General features: G+C 71.0%; 23 protein-coding genes. 6 read left to right on the forward strand and 17 right to left on the reverse strand.

All coding sequences use genetic code 11. From position 1 onward, the window contains the following. The first annotated feature begins 1 nt into the window (after window position 1). The 6 genes from PZE19_RS05705 to PZE19_RS05730 are packed head-to-tail and all read left to right on the forward strand — an operon-like array spanning window position 2 to window position 4347. Window positions 2-1522, forward strand: a complete 1521-nt coding sequence (locus PZE19_RS05705) for a hypothetical protein (protein WP_277859607.1) — start codon at window positions 2-4, stop codon at window positions 1520-1522. A gap of 18 nt (window positions 1523-1540) precedes the next feature. Beyond that, window positions 1541-2443 carry a hypothetical protein gene (locus PZE19_RS05710; RefSeq protein ID WP_277859608.1) on the forward strand — a complete coding sequence of 301 codons (903 nt, stop codon included), beginning with the start codon at window positions 1541-1543 and terminating at the stop codon, window positions 2441-2443. A 1-nt stretch (window position 2444) separates the two neighbouring features. After that, window positions 2445-2870: a hypothetical protein gene (locus PZE19_RS05715; RefSeq protein ID WP_277859609.1), complete on the forward strand. Its 426-nt coding sequence runs from the start codon at window positions 2445-2447 to the stop codon at window positions 2868-2870. Between the two features lie 3 nt (window positions 2871-2873). Beyond that, the gene (locus tag PZE19_RS05720; protein ID WP_277859610.1) at window positions 2874-3716 is read left to right on the forward strand and encodes a hypothetical protein; all 843 of its coding nucleotides are present in this window, start codon (window positions 2874-2876) and stop codon (window positions 3714-3716) included. Further along, window positions 3713-4075, forward strand: a complete 363-nt coding sequence (locus PZE19_RS05725; RefSeq protein ID WP_277859611.1) for a hypothetical protein — start codon at window positions 3713-3715, stop codon at window positions 4073-4075. Before PZE19_RS05720 ends, PZE19_RS05725 begins: the two co-directional genes overlap by 4 nt. Continuing rightward, on the forward strand, window positions 4072-4347 hold the full coding sequence (locus PZE19_RS05730; RefSeq protein WP_277859612.1) for a hypothetical protein: 276 nt from the start codon (window positions 4072-4074) through the stop codon (window positions 4345-4347). The genes PZE19_RS05725 and PZE19_RS05730 overlap by 4 nt, the downstream gene beginning before the upstream one ends. Before the next feature lie 18 nt (window positions 4348-4365). Here the strand turns inward: PZE19_RS05730 and PZE19_RS05735 are convergent, their stop codons facing one another. The 17 genes from PZE19_RS05735 to PZE19_RS05815 all read right to left on the reverse strand — a co-directional run bounded on the left by PZE19_RS05735 (window position 4366) and on the right by PZE19_RS05815 (window position 16553). Beyond that, window positions 4366-4722: a hypothetical protein gene (locus PZE19_RS05735; protein WP_277859613.1), complete on the reverse strand. Its 357-nt coding sequence runs from the start codon at window positions 4720-4722 to the stop codon at window positions 4366-4368. Further along, window positions 4719-5045 carry a hypothetical protein gene (locus tag PZE19_RS05740; RefSeq protein WP_277859614.1) on the reverse strand — a complete coding sequence of 109 codons (327 nt, stop codon included), beginning with the start codon at window positions 5043-5045 and terminating at the stop codon, window positions 4719-4721. The genes PZE19_RS05735 and PZE19_RS05740 overlap by 4 nt, the downstream gene beginning before the upstream one ends. A 141-nt stretch (window positions 5046-5186) precedes the next feature. Further along, window positions 5187-5384 carry a carbon storage regulator gene (locus tag PZE19_RS05745; protein WP_277859615.1) on the reverse strand — a complete coding sequence of 66 codons (198 nt, stop codon included), beginning with the start codon at window positions 5382-5384 and terminating at the stop codon, window positions 5187-5189. Next, a complete protein-coding gene (locus PZE19_RS05750) occupies window positions 5385-6533 on the reverse strand; it encodes a tyrosine-type recombinase/integrase (RefSeq protein WP_277859616.1) in 1149 nt (382 codons plus the stop codon). It lies immediately after the preceding gene. A gap of 17 nt (window positions 6534-6550) precedes the next feature. Continuing rightward, window positions 6551-6793 (reverse strand): MerR family transcriptional regulator, encoded by a 243-nt coding sequence (locus PZE19_RS05755; protein ID WP_277859617.1) that lies wholly within the window; start codon window positions 6791-6793, stop codon window positions 6551-6553. Continuing rightward, window positions 6790-7272 (reverse strand): hypothetical protein, encoded by a 483-nt coding sequence (locus PZE19_RS05760; RefSeq protein WP_277859618.1) that lies wholly within the window; start codon window positions 7270-7272, stop codon window positions 6790-6792. Before PZE19_RS05760 ends, PZE19_RS05755 begins: the two co-directional genes overlap by 4 nt. Further along, window positions 7272-8477: a hypothetical protein gene (locus PZE19_RS05765; RefSeq protein ID WP_277859619.1), complete on the reverse strand. Its 1206-nt coding sequence runs from the start codon at window positions 8475-8477 to the stop codon at window positions 7272-7274. The genes PZE19_RS05760 and PZE19_RS05765 overlap by 1 nt, the downstream gene beginning before the upstream one ends. A 37-nt stretch (window positions 8478-8514) precedes the next feature. Then, window positions 8515-9264, reverse strand: coding sequence for a DNA cytosine methyltransferase (locus PZE19_RS05770; protein ID WP_277859620.1), 750 nt, complete (start codon window positions 9262-9264; stop codon window positions 8515-8517). Continuing rightward, window positions 9261-9383, reverse strand: a complete 123-nt coding sequence (locus tag PZE19_RS05775) for a hypothetical protein (protein WP_277859621.1) — start codon at window positions 9381-9383, stop codon at window positions 9261-9263. Before PZE19_RS05775 ends, PZE19_RS05770 begins: the two co-directional genes overlap by 4 nt. Window positions 9384-9400: 17 nt before the next feature. Further along, complete coding sequence (locus PZE19_RS05780) at window positions 9401-9628, reverse strand: hypothetical protein (protein WP_277859622.1); 228 nt, start codon at window positions 9626-9628, stop codon at window positions 9401-9403. 226 nt (window positions 9629-9854) lie between these two features. Then, on the reverse strand, window positions 9855-10169 hold the full coding sequence (locus PZE19_RS05785; RefSeq protein WP_277859623.1) for a hypothetical protein: 315 nt from the start codon (window positions 10167-10169) through the stop codon (window positions 9855-9857). Between the two features lie 64 nt (window positions 10170-10233). Further along, window positions 10234-12783 (reverse strand): DNA primase family protein, encoded by a 2550-nt coding sequence (locus PZE19_RS05790; protein ID WP_277859624.1) that lies wholly within the window; start codon window positions 12781-12783, stop codon window positions 10234-10236. A gap of 102 nt (window positions 12784-12885) precedes the next feature. Next, a complete protein-coding gene (locus PZE19_RS05795; RefSeq protein ID WP_277859625.1) occupies window positions 12886-13524 on the reverse strand; it encodes a phage replication initiation protein, NGO0469 family in 639 nt (212 codons plus the stop codon). 71 nt (window positions 13525-13595) lie between these two features. After that, complete coding sequence (locus tag PZE19_RS05800; protein WP_277859626.1) at window positions 13596-15125, reverse strand: UvrD-helicase domain-containing protein; 1530 nt, start codon at window positions 15123-15125, stop codon at window positions 13596-13598. Between the two features lie 43 nt (window positions 15126-15168). Continuing rightward, on the reverse strand, window positions 15169-15369 hold the full coding sequence (locus tag PZE19_RS05805; RefSeq protein WP_277859627.1) for a hypothetical protein: 201 nt from the start codon (window positions 15367-15369) through the stop codon (window positions 15169-15171). Between the two features lie 69 nt (window positions 15370-15438). Then, on the reverse strand, window positions 15439-16140 hold the full coding sequence (locus PZE19_RS05810; RefSeq protein WP_277859628.1) for a sigma-70 family RNA polymerase sigma factor: 702 nt from the start codon (window positions 16138-16140) through the stop codon (window positions 15439-15441). Window positions 16141-16268: 128 nt separating this feature from the next. Further along, window positions 16269-16553: a hypothetical protein gene (locus PZE19_RS05815; RefSeq protein WP_277859629.1), complete on the reverse strand. Its 285-nt coding sequence runs from the start codon at window positions 16551-16553 to the stop codon at window positions 16269-16271. Between the last annotated feature and the right edge of the window lie 38 nt (window positions 16554-16591).

The following is a 16591-nucleotide window of genomic DNA, read 5'->3' on the forward strand; positions in this document are numbered from 1 at the left end:
CGTGTTCAAGCTCGCATCCTTATTCGTCGACATCAAGGCGAAGGACGACGCCCTGAAGGGGACGCTCGCCGAGACGAAGACGAGCCTCTCCGCCTGGGGCGTCGCCGCCGGCTCCGCCGTCGGCACGCTCGCCGGCCAGGCGATCGCCGCCGCCGGCTCGTCCATCGCCGGGTTCTTCGCCTCTGGCATCAAGGGGGCCGTCGACCTGAAGGAGACGATGAGCAAGGTCGACGCGATCTTCGGATCCAGCGCGGGGAAGATCACCGCCCAGGCCGACGAGATGGCCGCCAAATACGGGGTGGTGAAGCAGTCGTTCATGGACGCCGCCGCCGGGTTCGGCTCGTCGTTCAAGGCGGCCGGCCTGACCGGCGACGCCGCCGCCGACGTCGGCAACCAGCTCGCGAAGCTGGGCATGGACATGGCCAGCTTCGGCAACGGCACGAACGAGGAGGTCTTCACCGCCCTGGGGGCCGCGCTTCGCGGCGAGTTCGACCCGCTGGAGCGGTTCAACGTGATGCTCAACGCCGACGCCGTGGCGCTGCACGCCGTCGCGATGGGGCTGGCGGCGAACAAGAACGAGGTCTCGGAGCTGGCGAAGAAGCAGGCGACGCTCGACCTCATCATGGCGAAGTCGATCGACCAGCAGGGCGACCTGGAGCGGACGGCGGGCGGCACGGCCAACCAGTGGCGGAAGCTGACCGGCGACCTCACGAACGCCGCCGTCCAGCTCGCCGGCAAGCTGGAGCCGGCGCTCAACGCCGTGCTGGTCGCGGGCAACTCGCTGGTGGGCTCGGTGGGCCCCGGGATCGAGTGGCTGGGGGGAGTTTTCGAGTCGTTCGCGGCCGGCGTCTCGGAGGTCGTCGCGACCGTCGGCGTCCTGTGGCGGAACCTCGGGACCGTCTGGGAGATGACGACGATCAAGGCCTCGGAGATGGGCCAGAACCTCATCGCGATCCTGGGCGTGCTCCCCGACAACGTGGGGAGGATCGCCGGCTGGATCGGCCGCAACTGGTACAACCTCATCGCCGACGGCTTCTTCGCCCTGAAGGCGGTCTTCACCAACTTCACCGGCAACCTCGCGAGCCTGGCCGCCGCCGTCTACTCGTTCTTCACCGACCCCCTCTCGGGCTTCGAGTTCGAGTGGACGCCGCTGCTCGACGGCTTCGAGGCGACGACGGAGAAGCTCCCCGAGATGCTCCGCCCGGCCCTGGTCGACCTCTCCGACGAGATCGCCGCCAAGGGGAAGGAGATGGAGGACCGCGAGGGGGCCCGCGCGGAGCGGATCGCGAACAAGCTGAAGGCCGCCCCGGCGAAGGGGGCGGCGGCGGCGAAGGCCGCGGAGGCCTCCGAGAAGGGGGGCCAGAGCTACGACTCGGCCGACTTCGCCCGCCGGCTGACGCTCTCGATCATGGGCGGCGACGACGTCCCGAAGAAGCAGCTCGCGGCGGCGGAGAAGACCGAAGCCAACACCCGGCGGACGGCGGAGGCGGTCGGCCGCGCGTCGGTCGCCCGGTTCACCTGACCCCGAGGAGCCTGACGCATGGCCGAGATCCCCCCCGGCGGAACGGGCCTGACCCTGCTGTCGGGCCTGACGACCCCGCACCGGGTCGTCCCCTCCACCTACCACATCACCGGCGACGTCGAGAGCGGCTACCGGGCGTTCGTCGAGTACCTGGTCCTCTGGGCCGACGCCTTCGTCTTCGTCGACGAGGTGATGGGCTTGTCCACGGCGGCGACGGTCTACGGCGCGATCACCTACCACGCCCCGCACCGGCTCCCCTTCACGACGGCCGCCCTCTACGCCCACGACTTCGACCTGACGCCGTGCGGGATCGACGGCGACGCGGTCGACGACGCCAGCATGCCGAACCTGGGCCTATTCCCGGGCGAATATTTCAGCTACGCGAAGGTCACCGTCACCTACCAGACCCCCGGCCAGGGCCAGGCGCCCGGCGAGGGGACGCTCCAGCAGCTCGACCCCTCCAACCCGATCACCGTCTGCCGCCAGACGGTCCGCTCCTCCGGGAAGATGGACACGTCGAAGGCCGGCTCCTTCCAGTACACGAGCGACTCCAAGACGGTCCCGGGCGAGCACGCGATCCCCTCCTGCGAGTCGGTGCTCGACCTGGAGTTCCCGGCGATCCCCTACCTGCCCTGGCAGGCGGTCCGCCCATATATCAACAAAGTCAACTCCGTCGCGGTCCTGAACTGCGGGATCGGCGAGCTGCTCCTGGAGGGGATGACCACCCGCGTCGAGGCGACCACCCAGGGGTTCAGCCAGAACCTCGTGCTGTCGTTCGCGGTGGCGGGGACGCCGGGCGTCACCTGGAACATGCTGCCGAGGGACGGCGTCCCGGTCGCGGTGAAGCGGGCCGGCTCGGGGGCCCCGATCTTCGCCTCGGCCGACTTCCGGGACATCTTCACCGCGCTGGATCGGAGCTGACGTGGCCGCCAAGTTCAACCCCCGCGACGCCAGGGCCGGCGACCCGATCACCGCGGCCATGTGGAACCGGATGCAGGAGGCGGTCCGCGACTTGCAGCGGGTGCGCTTCGGCGCCGGGCTGGCGGGCCGGGTCGGGCCCGGCGGCCTCCAGGTGACCGCGCTGCCGATCCGGCGGACCCGGGCCTCCTGGTGCCGGATCCCCTCGGGCGGGGTGCTCGCGGCGACCGGCACCTGGCCGGCGCTGACGCCGAAGACGTTCGTCGCCGACGTGTACGAGAATTCGGCCGGGGCCCTCGCCCTGGTCGCGTCCTCCGCCACGATCTACTGGTGGTACAAGGACTCGGCCCTGGCCAACAAGCTGGTGGCGTGCATCGCCAACGACGACGGGACCTACGACGCCCTCCTCGACTCGTGCACGGTGGTCTGACCCATGCCCAGCGCCGTCACCCAGGCCCCCGGGAAGTGCATGTGCACGGCCCCGACCTACCTCGTGAAGGTGATCCCCGCCGGCTGCGGCAACTCCCGCATCCCGGGGGCGACCGTCAACGTCTGGACGTCCTCCGCGAAGACGACGCTGTTGGCGACCGGGACGACCGACGCCTTCGGGACTCCCACGTCGGGCGAGGTGATCGTGAACGTCGGGGCCGGCGGCTCGTACTGGCTGGAGGTCTCGCACCCCCGCTACGCGAGCTTCGCGGGCACCAGGACGTTCAACTCCTCGGCCACCACGACCACGTCCACGATGATCCCCGCGTCGGGCTACCATTGCGGCGTCGGCAACAATCCGTGGGCCGACGTCCTGTACTGGTCCGACTCCCTGACCGGCGCGTCCGGCGTGCTCAATTACACGAACATAACCGGCCTGCAAGGATGGCTCGGCACAGCGACGATGACGAGCTACGGGTACTCGCCGCCGGACGGCTCCGCGAGCTGCACGCCGGTCACCGTCAACCTTCAGCTCGCGTGGAACTGCAACTGGTCCAGCCCGTACGCCGCCGGATCCGTGTCCTTCCAGTTCGAATGGAAGTGGTCGGCCGGGGTGAGTTCCCCGAACTGCCCCACGGGGCCGCCGCCCGCCCTCGGCCAGGGGAACGTCCAGTCGAGCGGCGGGTCGATCATATCCGGAGCCGGCTTCTCGATCGCCGGCAACATCAACACGACGCTGGCCTACAACGGGTTCGGGAACTGTACGACGCCCGCCTTCACGAGGTCGATCTACGTCCTGGGGCACCATCCGGTCGCCACGCCGTTCACGATCACGGTGAGCGAATGACGGAGGACGACCTCGACCTGGTGATGGAGCGGACGGGCCACGAGCGATTCCGCTGGCTGGTCTCCGACGCCAACCCCGACGCCGCGAAGCGGGCCGGGGCGTGGGCGACCGTCGCTGAGATGGCGGCCGGCTTCCGGGCCGGCCCCGCCCCGCGGCCGCCGGCCTCGACGCCCGCCCGGATCCCGCTCGCGGACGCGCTCCGGGCGACGGAGCGGGCCCGAGAGTGCCCCGCGGCCGGGCCCGCGGCGTGCGGCTGCACCGGGGCCCGCAGCTGCTCCAAGCTGGGCCGCGACGTCACGCTGGACGACTGCATCGGCTGCCCCGGGCCCGACCTCTCGACGATCGGAGAGACCCCTTGAGCGACGCGACCGCCCCCCGTCCCGTCACCGCCCTGGCCGCCGTCCCCGCCACGTTCGTCGCCGACTTCAGCGTCGGCCGCCGGCCGGGCGGCTACCAGTCGGCCGACCGCGAGGTCCTGGAGGCCCTGGAGATCGGCGGCCGCGCCTACATCTGGCTCCCCTCGGGCGAGGGCCTGACCGTCCAGGCCGTCGAGATCGACCCCGACGACCCGCGGGGCGACGACGGCGGGGCGATCCCCTGGGAGCTGGTCGACTGGTGGCTCCCGATCTGAGGCCGGGTCGACCGGAGGCTAGGCCAGGGCGACGTCGCGGGTCCTCTCGACCCGCCACTCGCGGGCCCCCTCGAACTCGGCGCGGATCGCGACCATCCGCCGGAAATGCCTGAAGACGACCTGCACCCGGGAGATCGTGCGATCGCGGCGACGCTCGACCACCGCGCAGTCGAAGAACAGCTTCTCGACGCGGGGACCGTCCTCGACCAGGTGGGGCATTTTCCGTCGACGGGCCTGGCCGGCGACGCGACGAGGGTACCAAAAGTCCTCCCCGAGGTGCTCACGCAGGGCGTCGACCAGCCCGTTCCGGTCGAATTCGTCGAGGACCCCGTCCTCGTCGACGAAGAAACTCCTACCGCTCACGAAATCTCTCACCTGAACCTCCTGCCGTCCCATTCTCTCGGTCGCGTCACGATCGCCCTAGCCCTCGCCGGGACCGGCCCCGCGTCCCGGACGTCGTCGGCCCACGCGACGCCGACGGAGGCCAGCGCCTTCAAGTCCCGCCGGCTCGCGGCGTGGCATCTCGGGCAGAGATGCAGGCCGTTGGAGCCGACCAGCCAACCCTGGTACTTCAGGATGGTCCCGAGGATCCCCGGCGAAACGCCCCCGAACTCCCCGTGAGCGGGGAAGGACGCGGGCTCGACGGCGCAGACGTCGCAGCTGACGTCGCATCGGACCTCGCAGCTCGACCGGTTCATGGCAGCCGTCCTTTCCACCCCGTCCGTTTCCCCCCGACATCGAAACCCTAGGTCCCGGAACGAAGAACGCCCCGCCCTCGTCCCCGTTCCGTGGGGCGAAGGCGGGGCGTTTTCCATTGCGCGGCATCGCGGCGGATCACGTCACGAGACGAGCTCCTCCCGCCGCTTCCGCTCGTCCGGCGCGAGCAGCTCCTCGCGGAGGATCTGGACCGTCGCCGGGGCGTGGAACCCCAGCCGGACGCGGCCCTCCCTGAGCAGGCAGAACTCGACCTTCACGAACCGGCCGTCCCCCAGGTCGAGCCAGACCGATTCCTTCGGCTTGCGGCTGAGCACCAGCATTCAGTCCCCTTCCTTCGGCCCCTTGCGGCCCTCCAGGGCGTCCCGGAGGGATTGCTCGGTCTTCTTGACGTACTTGTCCATCGTCAGGGTGATCGTGCTGTGCCGCGCGAGGCGCTGCGCCTCCTTGGGGTCGGCCCCCGACTCCAGGAGGAGTGTAATATACGTCGCGCGCAACGCGTGGAAGTCGACCACGCCGTCGGCCGTCTCCGCCGCGATCCCCGCCGCCTCCAGGTCGCCCCTCAGCATCGCCGCCGTGTCCGCCGGCACGACCACGACCGCCGCCCCTTCGCGACTCGCCAGCCACTCGCGGAGGAACGCCGCGTCCTCCGCCCGCAGCGGCTGGCGGTCCTCGCGGCGGTGCTTGGAGTAGCCCGCCCGGACCACGACGTGTGGGTCGGGGCCGTCCAACTTGAACGCCGAGGCGTCGAGCGTCCGCAGCTCGTTGGCGCGAAGGCCGGTGCACGCCGCCAGCCGGTACAGCGCCGCCCGCTCGACGCCGCTGATCCGGTAGGCCGGCACCCCCCGGCGTCCGCCCCGCGCGACAGGCGGCGAGGCCGCGGCGACCTCGAGGAGCCGGGCCAGCTCGGCCGCCGTCAGCGAGCGGCGGCAGCGGCGGACGTCGACCTTCTCGTTGTAGGTCTTCACGCTCCGCAGCCACTTGGGCGCCGCCTTGATGCGGCCGGCGTCGTCGCACCACCGCAGGAACGACCGCACGGCCTTGAGCGCGTAGTTCGCCGTCCGGGCCGACCGTCGCGCCCGCAGCCGGGCCAGGGCCGCCTGCAGCGTCTCCTGGTCCAGCCCCGACAGCCGCTCGACCCCGGCGCCCTCCAGCAGGCGGAGGACGGCCCCGCGGGCCTCCCGCGCGTGCTTCTCGGTGCCCCCCTTGGCGACGATCGCCAGCCCGAAGTCCTCGACGTGCTCGGCGATCGGCCGCCGCGCCGCCTTCTCGGCCTTGTCGTCCTCAGGGGCGATCACCCCCGCGAGCACCAGCTTGGCCTTCGTCTCCAGCTCGTCGAGGATCCGCCGCGTCGCGGCCTTGTCGCTCGACCCCGTCCCCGTCCGCCGCCGGCCGTTCGCGTCGAGGTACACGAACGACCACCGCGCCGCCAACTTGCCGTCCCTGGTCTTCCTCCGGAAGAGATGACCCACCGTCGCCCCCCGTCCCGTCAGCCGCCGTAGTTCCTGGCGATCCACTCGTTCACGGTCTTCGTCGACCACCGCGGATCCATCCCCGGGGGCCCGGCCCCCCGCGGGAAGAGGCCCGTCGCCGTCATCTGCCGGAACTTGCGGATCGACACCGCCAGGGCCGCCGCCACCTCGGCCGACGTCAGCAGCGTCGTCACGCCCGGGGGAGGGGAGGGGCGCGGGGCGGCGGCGGGCTTCTTCGCGGCCTTCGGTTTCGCCTTCATGTCGATGCTCCATTTGGCATGACCACGACGCAGTGGTCGTCGTCGCCGATCTCGATCGTGCACCCGCGACGCAGCAACTCCAGGACCCGGAACGTGTACTCGGGGTCGTCGCTCCAGAATCCGTACCCCCCGTTCGCGTTCGTCTTCCGCAGGCGGGCGACCTGGGCCTCCCATCGCAGGCGGGCCGGGCCGGCGACCTTGCCCGACTTCGGCGGCCGGGGAGGCTTCCACCCCTCCCGCTTGCATTCGATGTGCACCGTGCGGCCCCGCAGCGGCCCCCAGACGGCCTCGGTCGTCCCGGCGATGTCCGAGTCGCCCTTGACCCCGAAGGCCACGTAGCGGCCCTTGTCGTTCATCATGCCGCCGGTGTTCTGCCGCTTCACGTCGATGCACCAGAATCGGCAGGCCTGCAGCGACCCCATCAGGACCCGCGACTCGGGCATGCCGGGCTTCAAGGTCTTGGACCGGGGACGCCCCATCAGACCGCTTCCTTCCGCCTCGCCCGCTTCTTCTTGGGCGGCTCGGGCGTCAGGCCGTGGTGCTTGTACGTGACGAACTCCAGCGACATCCCCTCGGGATGCTCGACGCCGGCGTGCCAGCCCTTCGACTTGTGCCACGCTTCCAGCGCGGCCCGGAACCGCAGCTTGGCATCCTCGTCGATCTCCATATCGCCGATCTTGAGGCCGGCCTGGAATGCCCCGTCGACCAGGTCCATCGTCACGTCGATCTCGCCCAGGGCGAGAGCCTCCGCGATCGACGAGGCGATGTCCTCCGAGTATTCGTCCCGGCCGCCGAGGACGTCGAAGAGCAGCTCCTCCCGCCAGTCGGACGGCTTCACAACCTCGGCGTCGACAGCCTCCTCCGGCTCGTCGTCCTCGACCTCCTCAGCCGTCGGCTCGGGGACGGCGGCCTCCCGGACCGTCGGGGCGTGCGTCTCGGCCGGCTCGTCCCGCTTCGCGAACAGCGGCCGGACGCTCATGCCGACCAGCTCGCCCGTCAGCTCCTCCAGGGTGGAGCAGGCGTCGTCGAACGCCTCCTTCTTCTCGGCCACCATCTGTTTGGCCTCGGCCTTGGCGTCCGTCCACTCCCGGTAGGCCTCCAGCTTCAGGCGGCGGAACTCGGCGATCTGGCGGATGAGCGAATCCTGCTCCTCACGCCGCCGCTCTTCCGGCGTGATGCTAGGGAAGCCCGCCGGGACCTCGGTCGCCGGCGCCATGGGCTCGATGGTCGGCGGCGGCCCGAGGGGCGCGGGCTCCTCGGCGACGACCTGGTCGTCGAGCAGCTCGAGAGGGAAGCCGGGATGATCGGCAGACCAGGCCCGAACGTCGCTCTTGATCGACTTATGCCACGACAACGGGACGTTCCAGCGGGCCCAATCCTTGAACGCCGTCGCAAGCCCGCCCCCCTCTTTCAGGACGCGAGCCAGGTCGCCGAGCGTCTTCAACCCGACCTCTTCGAACCGCGTTGGAATGATCGTCGCGCTGGTGAAAACGGCCTTGGTCGGCGTCGACTCCCAATCGTGCGGAAAGCCCGCATCGAACGCGTCTGATGCGGGCTTTCCGCATCCCACCCGATCGGCTTCGTCGGGGGCCTCCACCGTCGCCGTCGGCACCTTCGCCGCGCCCATCGGCTTGCGGGGCTTCCTGGGCTTCTTCGTCTCGTCCGTCATCGTTTCCGTGGTCATCGAATCCGCTCCCTTGCATAAGAAAGCTGGCGAGGCTTCAGTCAGTCAAAGCACCGTGCAACTCGATCAATCGTCTTCCGATGAACTCGGCGACCTGGGGGACGACGGCGTTTCCGAGCCCTCGCAGTCGGTCCACCCGGGAGGGAATCCCATGAGCCACTCGCGGTATTCCGGGTTCAACGGCCCACGGTCCCCCAGAGATGCAATCTCGGCCTCGAACGTCGCGCAACCGCCTTTGGAATTCTTGACGCGAGCCGTTTTGTACTGACCTCGACGAGACGCCACGGGGGTCGAAAACCTCCACGGCGGTCGCAAGGATAAAAACGCGTTCGCGAAGGTGACGGGCACCAACGGCGGCCGCCGGAATGCAGTCCCACTCCGCGTCGTACCCGAACGAGGCCAGCGTCCCGAGAATGGAATCCAGCCCCCGAGTAATGAGCGCTGAGACGTTCTCCACGAGGACGAGACGGGGTCGTAGCACGCGAACGATTCGCGCGAACTCGGACCAGAGTCCGGACCGCTCGCCGGCGAGTCCCGCCCCTCGCCCGGCATAGGAGAGGTCCTGACAGGGGAAGCCTCCGCAGACAAGGTCGACCCTCCATTCCTCGGGATCAGTGGGCGGGAAGGTCCGGACGTCGTCGTGGCGACGGACGTCAGGCCAATGCTTGGCGAGCACGCGGCGGGCGTAAGGATCGCGCTCGACCTGCCAACGACACTGCAGGCCGGCTCGCTCCAGACCCAGGTCGAGCCCGCCGATCCCGGCGAAAAGACTTCCGAAGGTCGTCATTCGCCGCCCTCCCACTCCTCGTCGTCCCACTCGGGCTCACCGGACGTCGCCAACGCCCAGACCAGGAGCGCCGCGAAGAAGCACGCCATGACCGCCAGCTCCCAGGACCGCTCGCCCACCGATCACCTCCCCTCGCTCATTCCGCCGGCTCCACCCCCACCAGGCCCACGCGACCCCGCGCCGTCTCCACCGTCCCCAGGTGCTCGCGGCGGCCCGCGTGCGGGCCCTCGGCGACCAGGCCGTACAGCGGCCGGGACGCCCGACGCCGGGGCTGATCCGCCGCCTCCCTCCCGAACCTCCGCAGCACCTCCCAGAGGCCTGGAAACTCCATCCCGTCCACGTCGAAAGCCCTGTAACGCGCCATGGTCGACCGCCCCCTCAGGCCGCGTCCTGATCCGCGACCAGGCCGTCGCGTAGTCCCGCCGCGCGAGCCTCGACTCCCTTGCGGGCGTCCCGACGGGCCGCGATTCGCTCGCGGCCCAGGATTTCCACGCGCCCATCGCCGTCCTCCAGCCGCTCGCCCGACTCGACCCCCGGATGGTCCCAGCCCCTGCCGTGGAGCAGGCCCTCGACGTCGACCCCCTCGCGGGCTAGCCCCGGGTCGGTCCACGCGCGACCGAGTGCGGCGGCGACGAGGAATCCGCGGGGATGAGCTGCAAAGAAATCCGCCCGGCCGTCGGCCTCGTCCGGACCAGGCTCGGGAAACTCCGGCAGCGGCCCTCGAGCTGGAACCGGACCTCCTCCAGCCACACCCGGTAGGGGTGGTTCGACCGAGAGAACGGGCACCGCCTGCGGACGGCCCGCTCCAGGTCCCGGCCCGACAGCCCCGCCGCCATGGCCTCGGCCATGGCCGCCGCCACCGCGTCCCGCGCGATCCGCCGCCAGTATCCCTGCGTCCGCGACATCGCTCTCCTCCAGAAGCCACCCCGACATCCAGCCCGCCATGGGTCGGACTCCGATCGATTCGTTTCAGTAGGCCGCCAGGTCGTCCCGCAGCTTGAGGCCCTTCCACGCCCGCACCCGCCGCTCGCCGTCGCGAGGGACGACTTCCCCAAACTCGACGCCCAGGCCCTCCAGGACCGTCGAGATCCCGATCGACAGGCCCTGCTTGCTGCCGGGGTGGTCGCGGCCGTTGGCCTTGCACCAGGTCGTCCAGGCCTCGTACAGCTTCGACTTGCTGACGAGGTGGTCGACGCCCGTCTCGCAGCACTCGGCGAGGAACGCCCCGATCGGGTTGTTCGCCTCCTTGAACTGGGCGATCTTCTCCAGCCCGCTCGCCGGCTGGACGAACCGGCCGGCCTCGCGGAGCCGCTCCCAGCCCCGGACGGCCCAGAGCAGGATCCCCGAGGTCTCGGCGTCCAGCTTCGACCGCAGCTCCGTGTCCTCGCGGCCCACGAAGCTCCGCAGGAACCGCAGCACGATCAGCCGGTTCGGCATCGCGTTCGAGTAGTCGCCCAGCCGGGGCAGCTCGTTGGCGCTCATCACGAACCGGGCCGTGATCCGCCCCTCCCAGTCGACGAGGTTCTTGCGCTCGATCGACTGCGGGTCCTCGCCGCTGATCGACAGCAGCCGCTCGACGATCGCCTGCGAGTCCGACCGCCCGCTCATCCGCGACTCGCCGCAGAAGGCCGCCAGCTTGCCGATCAGGGCCTGGCAGCCGAACTGGCCGCCCAGCTTCGACAGCGTCGGCGCGGTCGTGTTCTCGCGGCCCAGCAGCCGCCGCAGCACGTGCACGATCGTGCCCTTGCCGGCCCGGCTCGGGCCCAGCATGAGCAGGATCTTCTGCTGGCTGGTGTCGGGCGTCAGCAGGTACCCGAACCACTGCTGCAGGCAGAGGATCGACTCGGGATCGTCGGGCCAGACCTCCTTCAGGAATGACAGCCACCGCTCGGGCCTCGGCGCCTCGGGGTCGAAGTCGTAGTCCAGCACGTTGGCCGCGAAGAACCGCGGCGTCGGCGGGGTAAGCGCCGCCTCGGGGCCCTTCTCGATCGCCGTCGGCAGGTGCAGGATCCCGTTGCGGCAGTTCAGGCACTCGGCGGGCGGCGGGCCGGCGACCCCCAGCCAGGCCGGCTGCTCCAGGACGTCCCGCGGGTCGACCAGCGCCTTCGCGCCCAGGATCGTCATCACGTTGCCGACGGTCCGCGTCCCGACGTTCCGCATCGTCGCGCCCGTCGCCTTCGCCCGGCGGCGGAAGTGGGCCAGGCAGTGCTTCGTCACGCCGGCGCTCACCACCCGCGGCGAGGTCCGCGACCAGGCCCCGGCGTCCCAGGTGTGCCACTCGTCGTTCCAGAACAGGATCGTCGAGTTCTCGCCGTGCCGGCGGCGCTCGCGCATGTAGCCCTCGGCCAGCAGCTCCCAGTCCTCCTCCCCCTTCCGGACCTGGTCGTCGGCCGGGTCGACCACCGTCCGCGTCGCCGGCCGGCCCACGTGCTCGAGGCTCCGCGACTTCCCCTGCGTCTTCCGCCGGGCCGAACCCAGCGTCGTCTCGATCTCGGCGTCGGCCAGGCCGGCGATCCGGGCCGCGTCCCGCAGCCGCCACTCGACCGTCGGCCCGTCGAGCGTCCCCGCATTCACCAGCTCGCGGAGCGCGGCCGACGACTTGAAGAGCTGGTGGTTGCGGTGGCCGTTGGGGGTCGTCGAGACCAGCCGGACCTCCTCCTCCAGCGCCTTCGTCGCGTAGGCCTCGACCGGGTCCTCGCCCAGGTCGCGTGCCACGATGCCGCCGGCCGACGGGGCGGGGCGGGGGGCCTTCGTCGCCGCCGTCCCCTCGGCCGGGCCGGCCAGGCCTTCCAGCAACGCCGTCGGCACGACCTCCATGGGGTGGAAGGCCTCCAGCACGAATGCCGCGCGGTGGGGCCGCTCGGCCGTCGACCGCCCCTTGCGGGCCAGGGTGCCGTAGAGCTTGCAGATCCGGGATGAGTTGCCGATCGTCCGGTCGACCTTCGCCAGGTCGGTGTCGAACTCGGCGCCCAGCGCGGCCAAGACCCGCGCGACCAGGCCGCCGTCGTCGGCCGGCAGGTCGACCCGGTAGAGCAGGTGGAAGCCGTTGCCGCTGTCGGCCAGGATCGGCCGCGGCCAGCCCCGCCCCTCGAGGCCGTCGCGGATCGACAGGGCTACCTGCCACGCCGCCTGCTTCTCGGCGTCGGTGGAGCTGACGCCGGCCGGCCGCACCGGGTCGACGTCGACCAGGAGCCAAACCCGTCGCGTGACGTCGGCGTCGGTCGCCGCCCCCTTCAGGTCGGGCCGCAGGTCGTTGAGCGTGACGAACACCGCCTCGGCCCGCGGCGAGAGCGCCCGGGCGTCCCTCGCCAGCTTGCGGAGGCCCTCGCCGTCGGTCGGGTAGATCGCGGTCTCGACGTGGGTCACGTCGGTCCCGGCCCGGCTCACCCGGGGGGCCCGCAGCTCGACGACCGGCCCGAGGGCCAGCATCCGCAGCACGCCCTGGATCTTGTCGGCCGCGTCGCACCGCAGCGGATCGGGCGAGTCGTCGGCCGGGCTCGCGTTCGCGATGATCGCCATGACTTCGGAAGTCCATGAAACTCAAGGCGGGGCGGGGGAGGGGAAGACCCCCCGGGAGGCGGCGACGCCTCCCCGGAGGTTCCACGAAGACGGACCGGCCGGTCAGTACGGCGGATCGTCGTCGTCGTCGTCGTCCGCCGGCACCGTCTGCCGCTTCTTGGCCGGGGCCGCCGCCGGCTTGCCGCCGCCCGAGGACCCGGGGGACGCGTACTCCTTGCTCTTCTTGACCATCGTCTGGATCCACTCGGGGACCTCCTTGGGGAAGGGCCGCGACGGGTCCAGCCGATCGAAGACCACCGTGTCGGTCTCGCTGGTCGGCTCGGGGTCGTCCTCGTCGACCAGGCTGAAGCTGTCGATGAAGTCGCGGATCGAGCCGTCGTCCTTCGTCTCGTGCTTCACGACCAGCCAGCAGACCTTGTCGGCCAGATCGGTCACGTCGTAGCCCGCCTTGGCCTCGGTCTCGGTGAACGACCGGCCCAGGATCGACTCCACGTCGGCCCGCAGGCCGCTCTTCTTGCCGAACGATAGGTTGTAGAACTTGGAGGTCAGCAGCGGCTGGCCCTCCTCGTTGCGGCACACCCCCTTCTTCTTGTGCAGCTCGAACGTCACGACGACCTGCCGCTTGTCGCCGAACTTGCCGCCGGTCTGCGTGCCGATGTCGTACACCCCGACGACGACGCCGAGGTACTTCCCGGCCGGGATCGGGGTCCGCGTCTCACCCTGCTGCGCGACGATGCCCATGCGTGAACTCCGGAATTGAAGGTCTGAAAACGACGGGAAACCTGGATGGATCGGGCGCAACGGGTCCGCCCTCAGGCGATCAGGGCCGGCGTCGGCCCGCAGAACGTCAGCCGCGACCGCGCCCGGGTCACGCCGACGTAGAGGATGTTGCGCTCCTGGGCCTGGTCCTCGAGCGTCTTCGCCCAGGGGCCGGGGAGCAGGTCGGGCCGGAGGACCACGACGCGGTCGCGCTCCAGGCCCTTCGCGCGGTGGATCGACGAGAGCGTCACGACGTTGCCGTCCGAGACGTCCGAGAACATCCGCTCGATACGGCCCAGGACCTCCTGGACCGTCGACGCCCCGTCGCATATGGCGAGCAGGCAGTCGCACTTGTCCTCCAGGGCCTGGACGGCCGAGGCCGGGTTCCGCAGCCGCGAGAGCTTGTCCAGCTCCTTCGCCCGGTAGTCGCCGACGGCCCGGAAGAGGTCGCCGACCGTCAGCGGCTTCAGGCGGCGTACTAAGACCGTCAGGCCCTTGCCGATGTCCCGCCCGCGGATGACCGCCGGGACGCCCGACTTCAGGAGCTGGTAGCACGCCGAGACCAACGGGGCGTTCGTGCGGCAAAGGACCATGTCGCCGACGCCGACGGCCTCGAACCACTTCTCGGGCCGCTCCTCGACGACCTCGCCGTCGGGGGCGTCGTCGAGCGCCTCCAGGTCAGGCACCAGCCGCCGGGCCAGGGCGACGACCCGCTTCGGGCACCGCCGCGTGTAGGTCAGGGGCCGGACGGACAGGCCCCGCTCCGAGCCGCCCAGGCTCGCCTGCAGCTTCATCAGCGAGTGCGCGTCGGCCCCGCGGAACGCGTAGATCGCCTGGTACTGGTCGCCGACCACGACGATCCGCCCCGAGGGGCAGAGGCCCGGCATCATGGCGTGCTGGGCCGCGTTGAGGTCTTGGGCCTCGTCGATGAACAGCACGTCGGTCCGCGCGGCCGATCGGAGGCCCAGCTTCACCGGCAGCCAGATCATGTCGTCGAAGTCGACGAGCGCCGGCGTCTCCAGACACTCCTTCAGGACGGCCGGGACAGCCTCCAGGACCTCGTCGAGCCGGCCCGTCGGCAGGTCGACCTCGTAGGCCGCCGCCAGGTCCTCCAGCTCGCCCGGGTCCTCGCCGTCCAGCAGGAGGTTCTTGCAGAGGCTCGCCAGCTTCCGCGTCGCCCACTGCGGCTGGCGGTCCCACTGGCGGGGGAACCGCTTCTCGACGAGCCGGTCCACCTTCTCCAGGTCGACCGAGACCGTCTTGCCGCCGGCCGCGTCCCGCAGCATCTGCAGGCCGAGGCTGTGCATCGTGGCCGCCCGGCAGTTCGGCGGCAGGCCCGCCTGGAACTCGCGGGCGACGTGCGAGTTGAAGCAGCAGTAGACCGACCGCCGCCGCGGCCCCAGCGCGTGCGACCCCTGGCGGCACGTCGTCGACTTGCCCGACCCGGCCCGGGCCGCGAGCAGGATGTGCCTGTCGCCCTCGACCAGGTCGTCGAGGAAGTCCGCCTGCTGCGGCGACGGCCGGAACGGCGGCCGCTCCTCCACGGCCCCCCCGACGTCCGCGCTCCTTGCGACCAATCCCATGATGAGTCCCCCTCTCGTTCGTGGTTGATGGATCCCCGACCGTTCACGCCGCCCCGAGGACCGCCCGCACCAGCGGCGCGACCTCGTCGAGGTACCGCCGCCGCTCCTCGTCCGTCGCCGGCGTCACGGCCATCGCCGCCGCCGCGTCGACCTCGAGCTGGTGAAGCTCGCCCAGCTCGTCCCACATGACCTGGTCCTCGGCGCGGCAGGATCCGCACCAGAGGTCCTCCCGGATCGGATTCACGGCCGGACACGATTTCCCGCACATACCTCCCCCCTTTCCCCCCGCGACGCGGGGGATGATCGACTCGATTCAGAACGCCGCCCGGACCTCGTCGAGGATCCGGTCGACCTTGCGGTGGACGCCCTCGTCCGAAAGCCGCAGCCGCCTCCGCAGGCCGCCCAGCCGCTCGGGCGACCTTCCGTCGAGGTTGAAATAACGCGTGACGATCGCCCGCGGCCGTTCGTCGAGGAGCGCCAGCGCGGCCGGGAGCCGCTCCAGGTCGTCGGCCAGCTCCGGCTCGACGTCCGGGGCGTCGGAACGCTCGTCGACCACCGCGACGAGGTCGCCGGTCTCGGCCCGGCAGATCCTGGCCGCAGCCGCGAGGAACTCGGGCCTCGCCCGCTTGTCCCGGCTTTTGAGGTACTGCGGGATGTGGACCATGGCCTCGAGCGTCAACGCCTCGCCAAGCCGGCGCCTGACGCTGAACCCGGCGCACGTCGTGTATCGGGCCCGCTCCGGGTTCCACCGCCCCGTCGCGTCGATCAGCCCGAGGATGGCCTGGCCGACCAGGTCGTCCAGGTTCAGCTCGGGGTAGAACCGCCGGAAGTCGACCGCCTTCCGGATGGCGAAGGCCGTGTTCCGAACGACCAGCTCGTCCCGCGCCGCCTTCGCCGCAGCGATCTGCTCGTCGCACGCGTCGTCGCCCCGGCCGGCCACGAGCGCCCGGCCCAGCTCGGCCTCCTCCGCGGGCGTCAGGTACTTTCCCGTGAGCAGCGGCGAGAGCGTCGACAACGCACCACCCGTCTCCTGCTCGCTCCGCGGCCGTCGGCGCCTCGTCGGCTCCCGATCCGACCCTCGTCCGTCCGATCCCATCTCGCCGTCCTCCCGATCCTGGGAAACCCATCTCTCTCCGCCCGTCGTCAGCCCGCCTTCGACCGTCGCTCCTCGAGGGCCGCGAGCGCGGCCTCCAGGCGCCGCGTCGTCGTCGTCGAGTCCAGCGTCGAGCCCGCGATCCGCTCCTGGATCCGGGCCGCGAGCGTCACGTTGTGGGTGCGGACCGCCCAGAACGTCGCCTCGCCGTGCGTCATCCCCCGCGCCACCACCGCGCCGTCCTCCTCGACCCGCCACCCGCCCCGCAGGTCCGCGTCGTCCGGCGTCACCCGCAGGTCGCCGATCTGGAACACGTTCACGCCCCGCATCGCCATGTCATGCCCCCCAGCTTCGTGGACTAAGGTTGTCGGAA

It is taken from the genome of Paludisphaera mucosa, assembly GCF_029589435.1.
GTDB lineage: Bacteria > Planctomycetota > Planctomycetia > Isosphaerales > Isosphaeraceae > Paludisphaera > Paludisphaera mucosa.

Coding starts and splice junctions, on each gene's coding strand:
- PZE19_RS05745 (WP_277859615.1), bottom strand. CDS start 5,384: ATGCTGGTGCTCAGCCGCAAGCCGAAGGAATCGGTCTGGCTCGACCTG.
- PZE19_RS05770 (WP_277859620.1), bottom strand. CDS start 9,264: ATGACGACCTTCGGAAGTCTTTTCGCCGGGATCGGCGGGCTCGACCTG.
- PZE19_RS05725 (WP_277859611.1), top strand. CDS start 3,713: ATGACGGAGGACGACCTCGACCTGGTGATGGAGCGGACGGGCCACGAG.
- PZE19_RS05710 (WP_277859608.1), top strand. CDS start 1,541: ATGGCCGAGATCCCCCCCGGCGGAACGGGCCTGACCCTGCTGTCGGGC.
- PZE19_RS05760 (WP_277859618.1), bottom strand. CDS start 7,272: ATGGGGCGTCCCCGGTCCAAGACCTTGAAGCCCGGCATGCCCGAGTCG.
- PZE19_RS05740 (WP_277859614.1), bottom strand. CDS start 5,045: ATGAACCGGTCGAGCTGCGAGGTCCGATGCGACGTCAGCTGCGACGTC.
- PZE19_RS05755 (WP_277859617.1), bottom strand. CDS start 6,793: ATGAAGGCGAAACCGAAGGCCGCGAAGAAGCCCGCCGCCGCCCCGCGC.
- PZE19_RS05785 (WP_277859623.1), bottom strand. CDS start 10,169: ATGTCGCGGACGCAGGGATACTGGCGGCGGATCGCGCGGGACGCGGTG.
- PZE19_RS05720 (WP_277859610.1), top strand. CDS start 2,874: ATGCCCAGCGCCGTCACCCAGGCCCCCGGGAAGTGCATGTGCACGGCC.
- PZE19_RS05765 (WP_277859619.1), bottom strand. CDS start 8,477: ATGACCACGGAAACGATGACGGACGAGACGAAGAAGCCCAGGAAGCCC.
- PZE19_RS05795 (WP_277859625.1), bottom strand. CDS start 13,524: ATGGGCATCGTCGCGCAGCAGGGTGAGACGCGGACCCCGATCCCGGCC.
- PZE19_RS05800 (WP_277859626.1), bottom strand. CDS start 15,125: ATGGGATTGGTCGCAAGGAGCGCGGACGTCGGGGGGGCCGTGGAGGAG.
- PZE19_RS05815 (WP_277859629.1), bottom strand. CDS start 16,553: ATGGCGATGCGGGGCGTGAACGTGTTCCAGATCGGCGACCTGCGGGTG.
- PZE19_RS05790 (WP_277859624.1), bottom strand. CDS start 12,783: ATGGCGATCATCGCGAACGCGAGCCCGGCCGACGACTCGCCCGATCCG.
- PZE19_RS05780 (WP_277859622.1), bottom strand. CDS start 9,628: ATGGCGCGTTACAGGGCTTTCGACGTGGACGGGATGGAGTTTCCAGGC.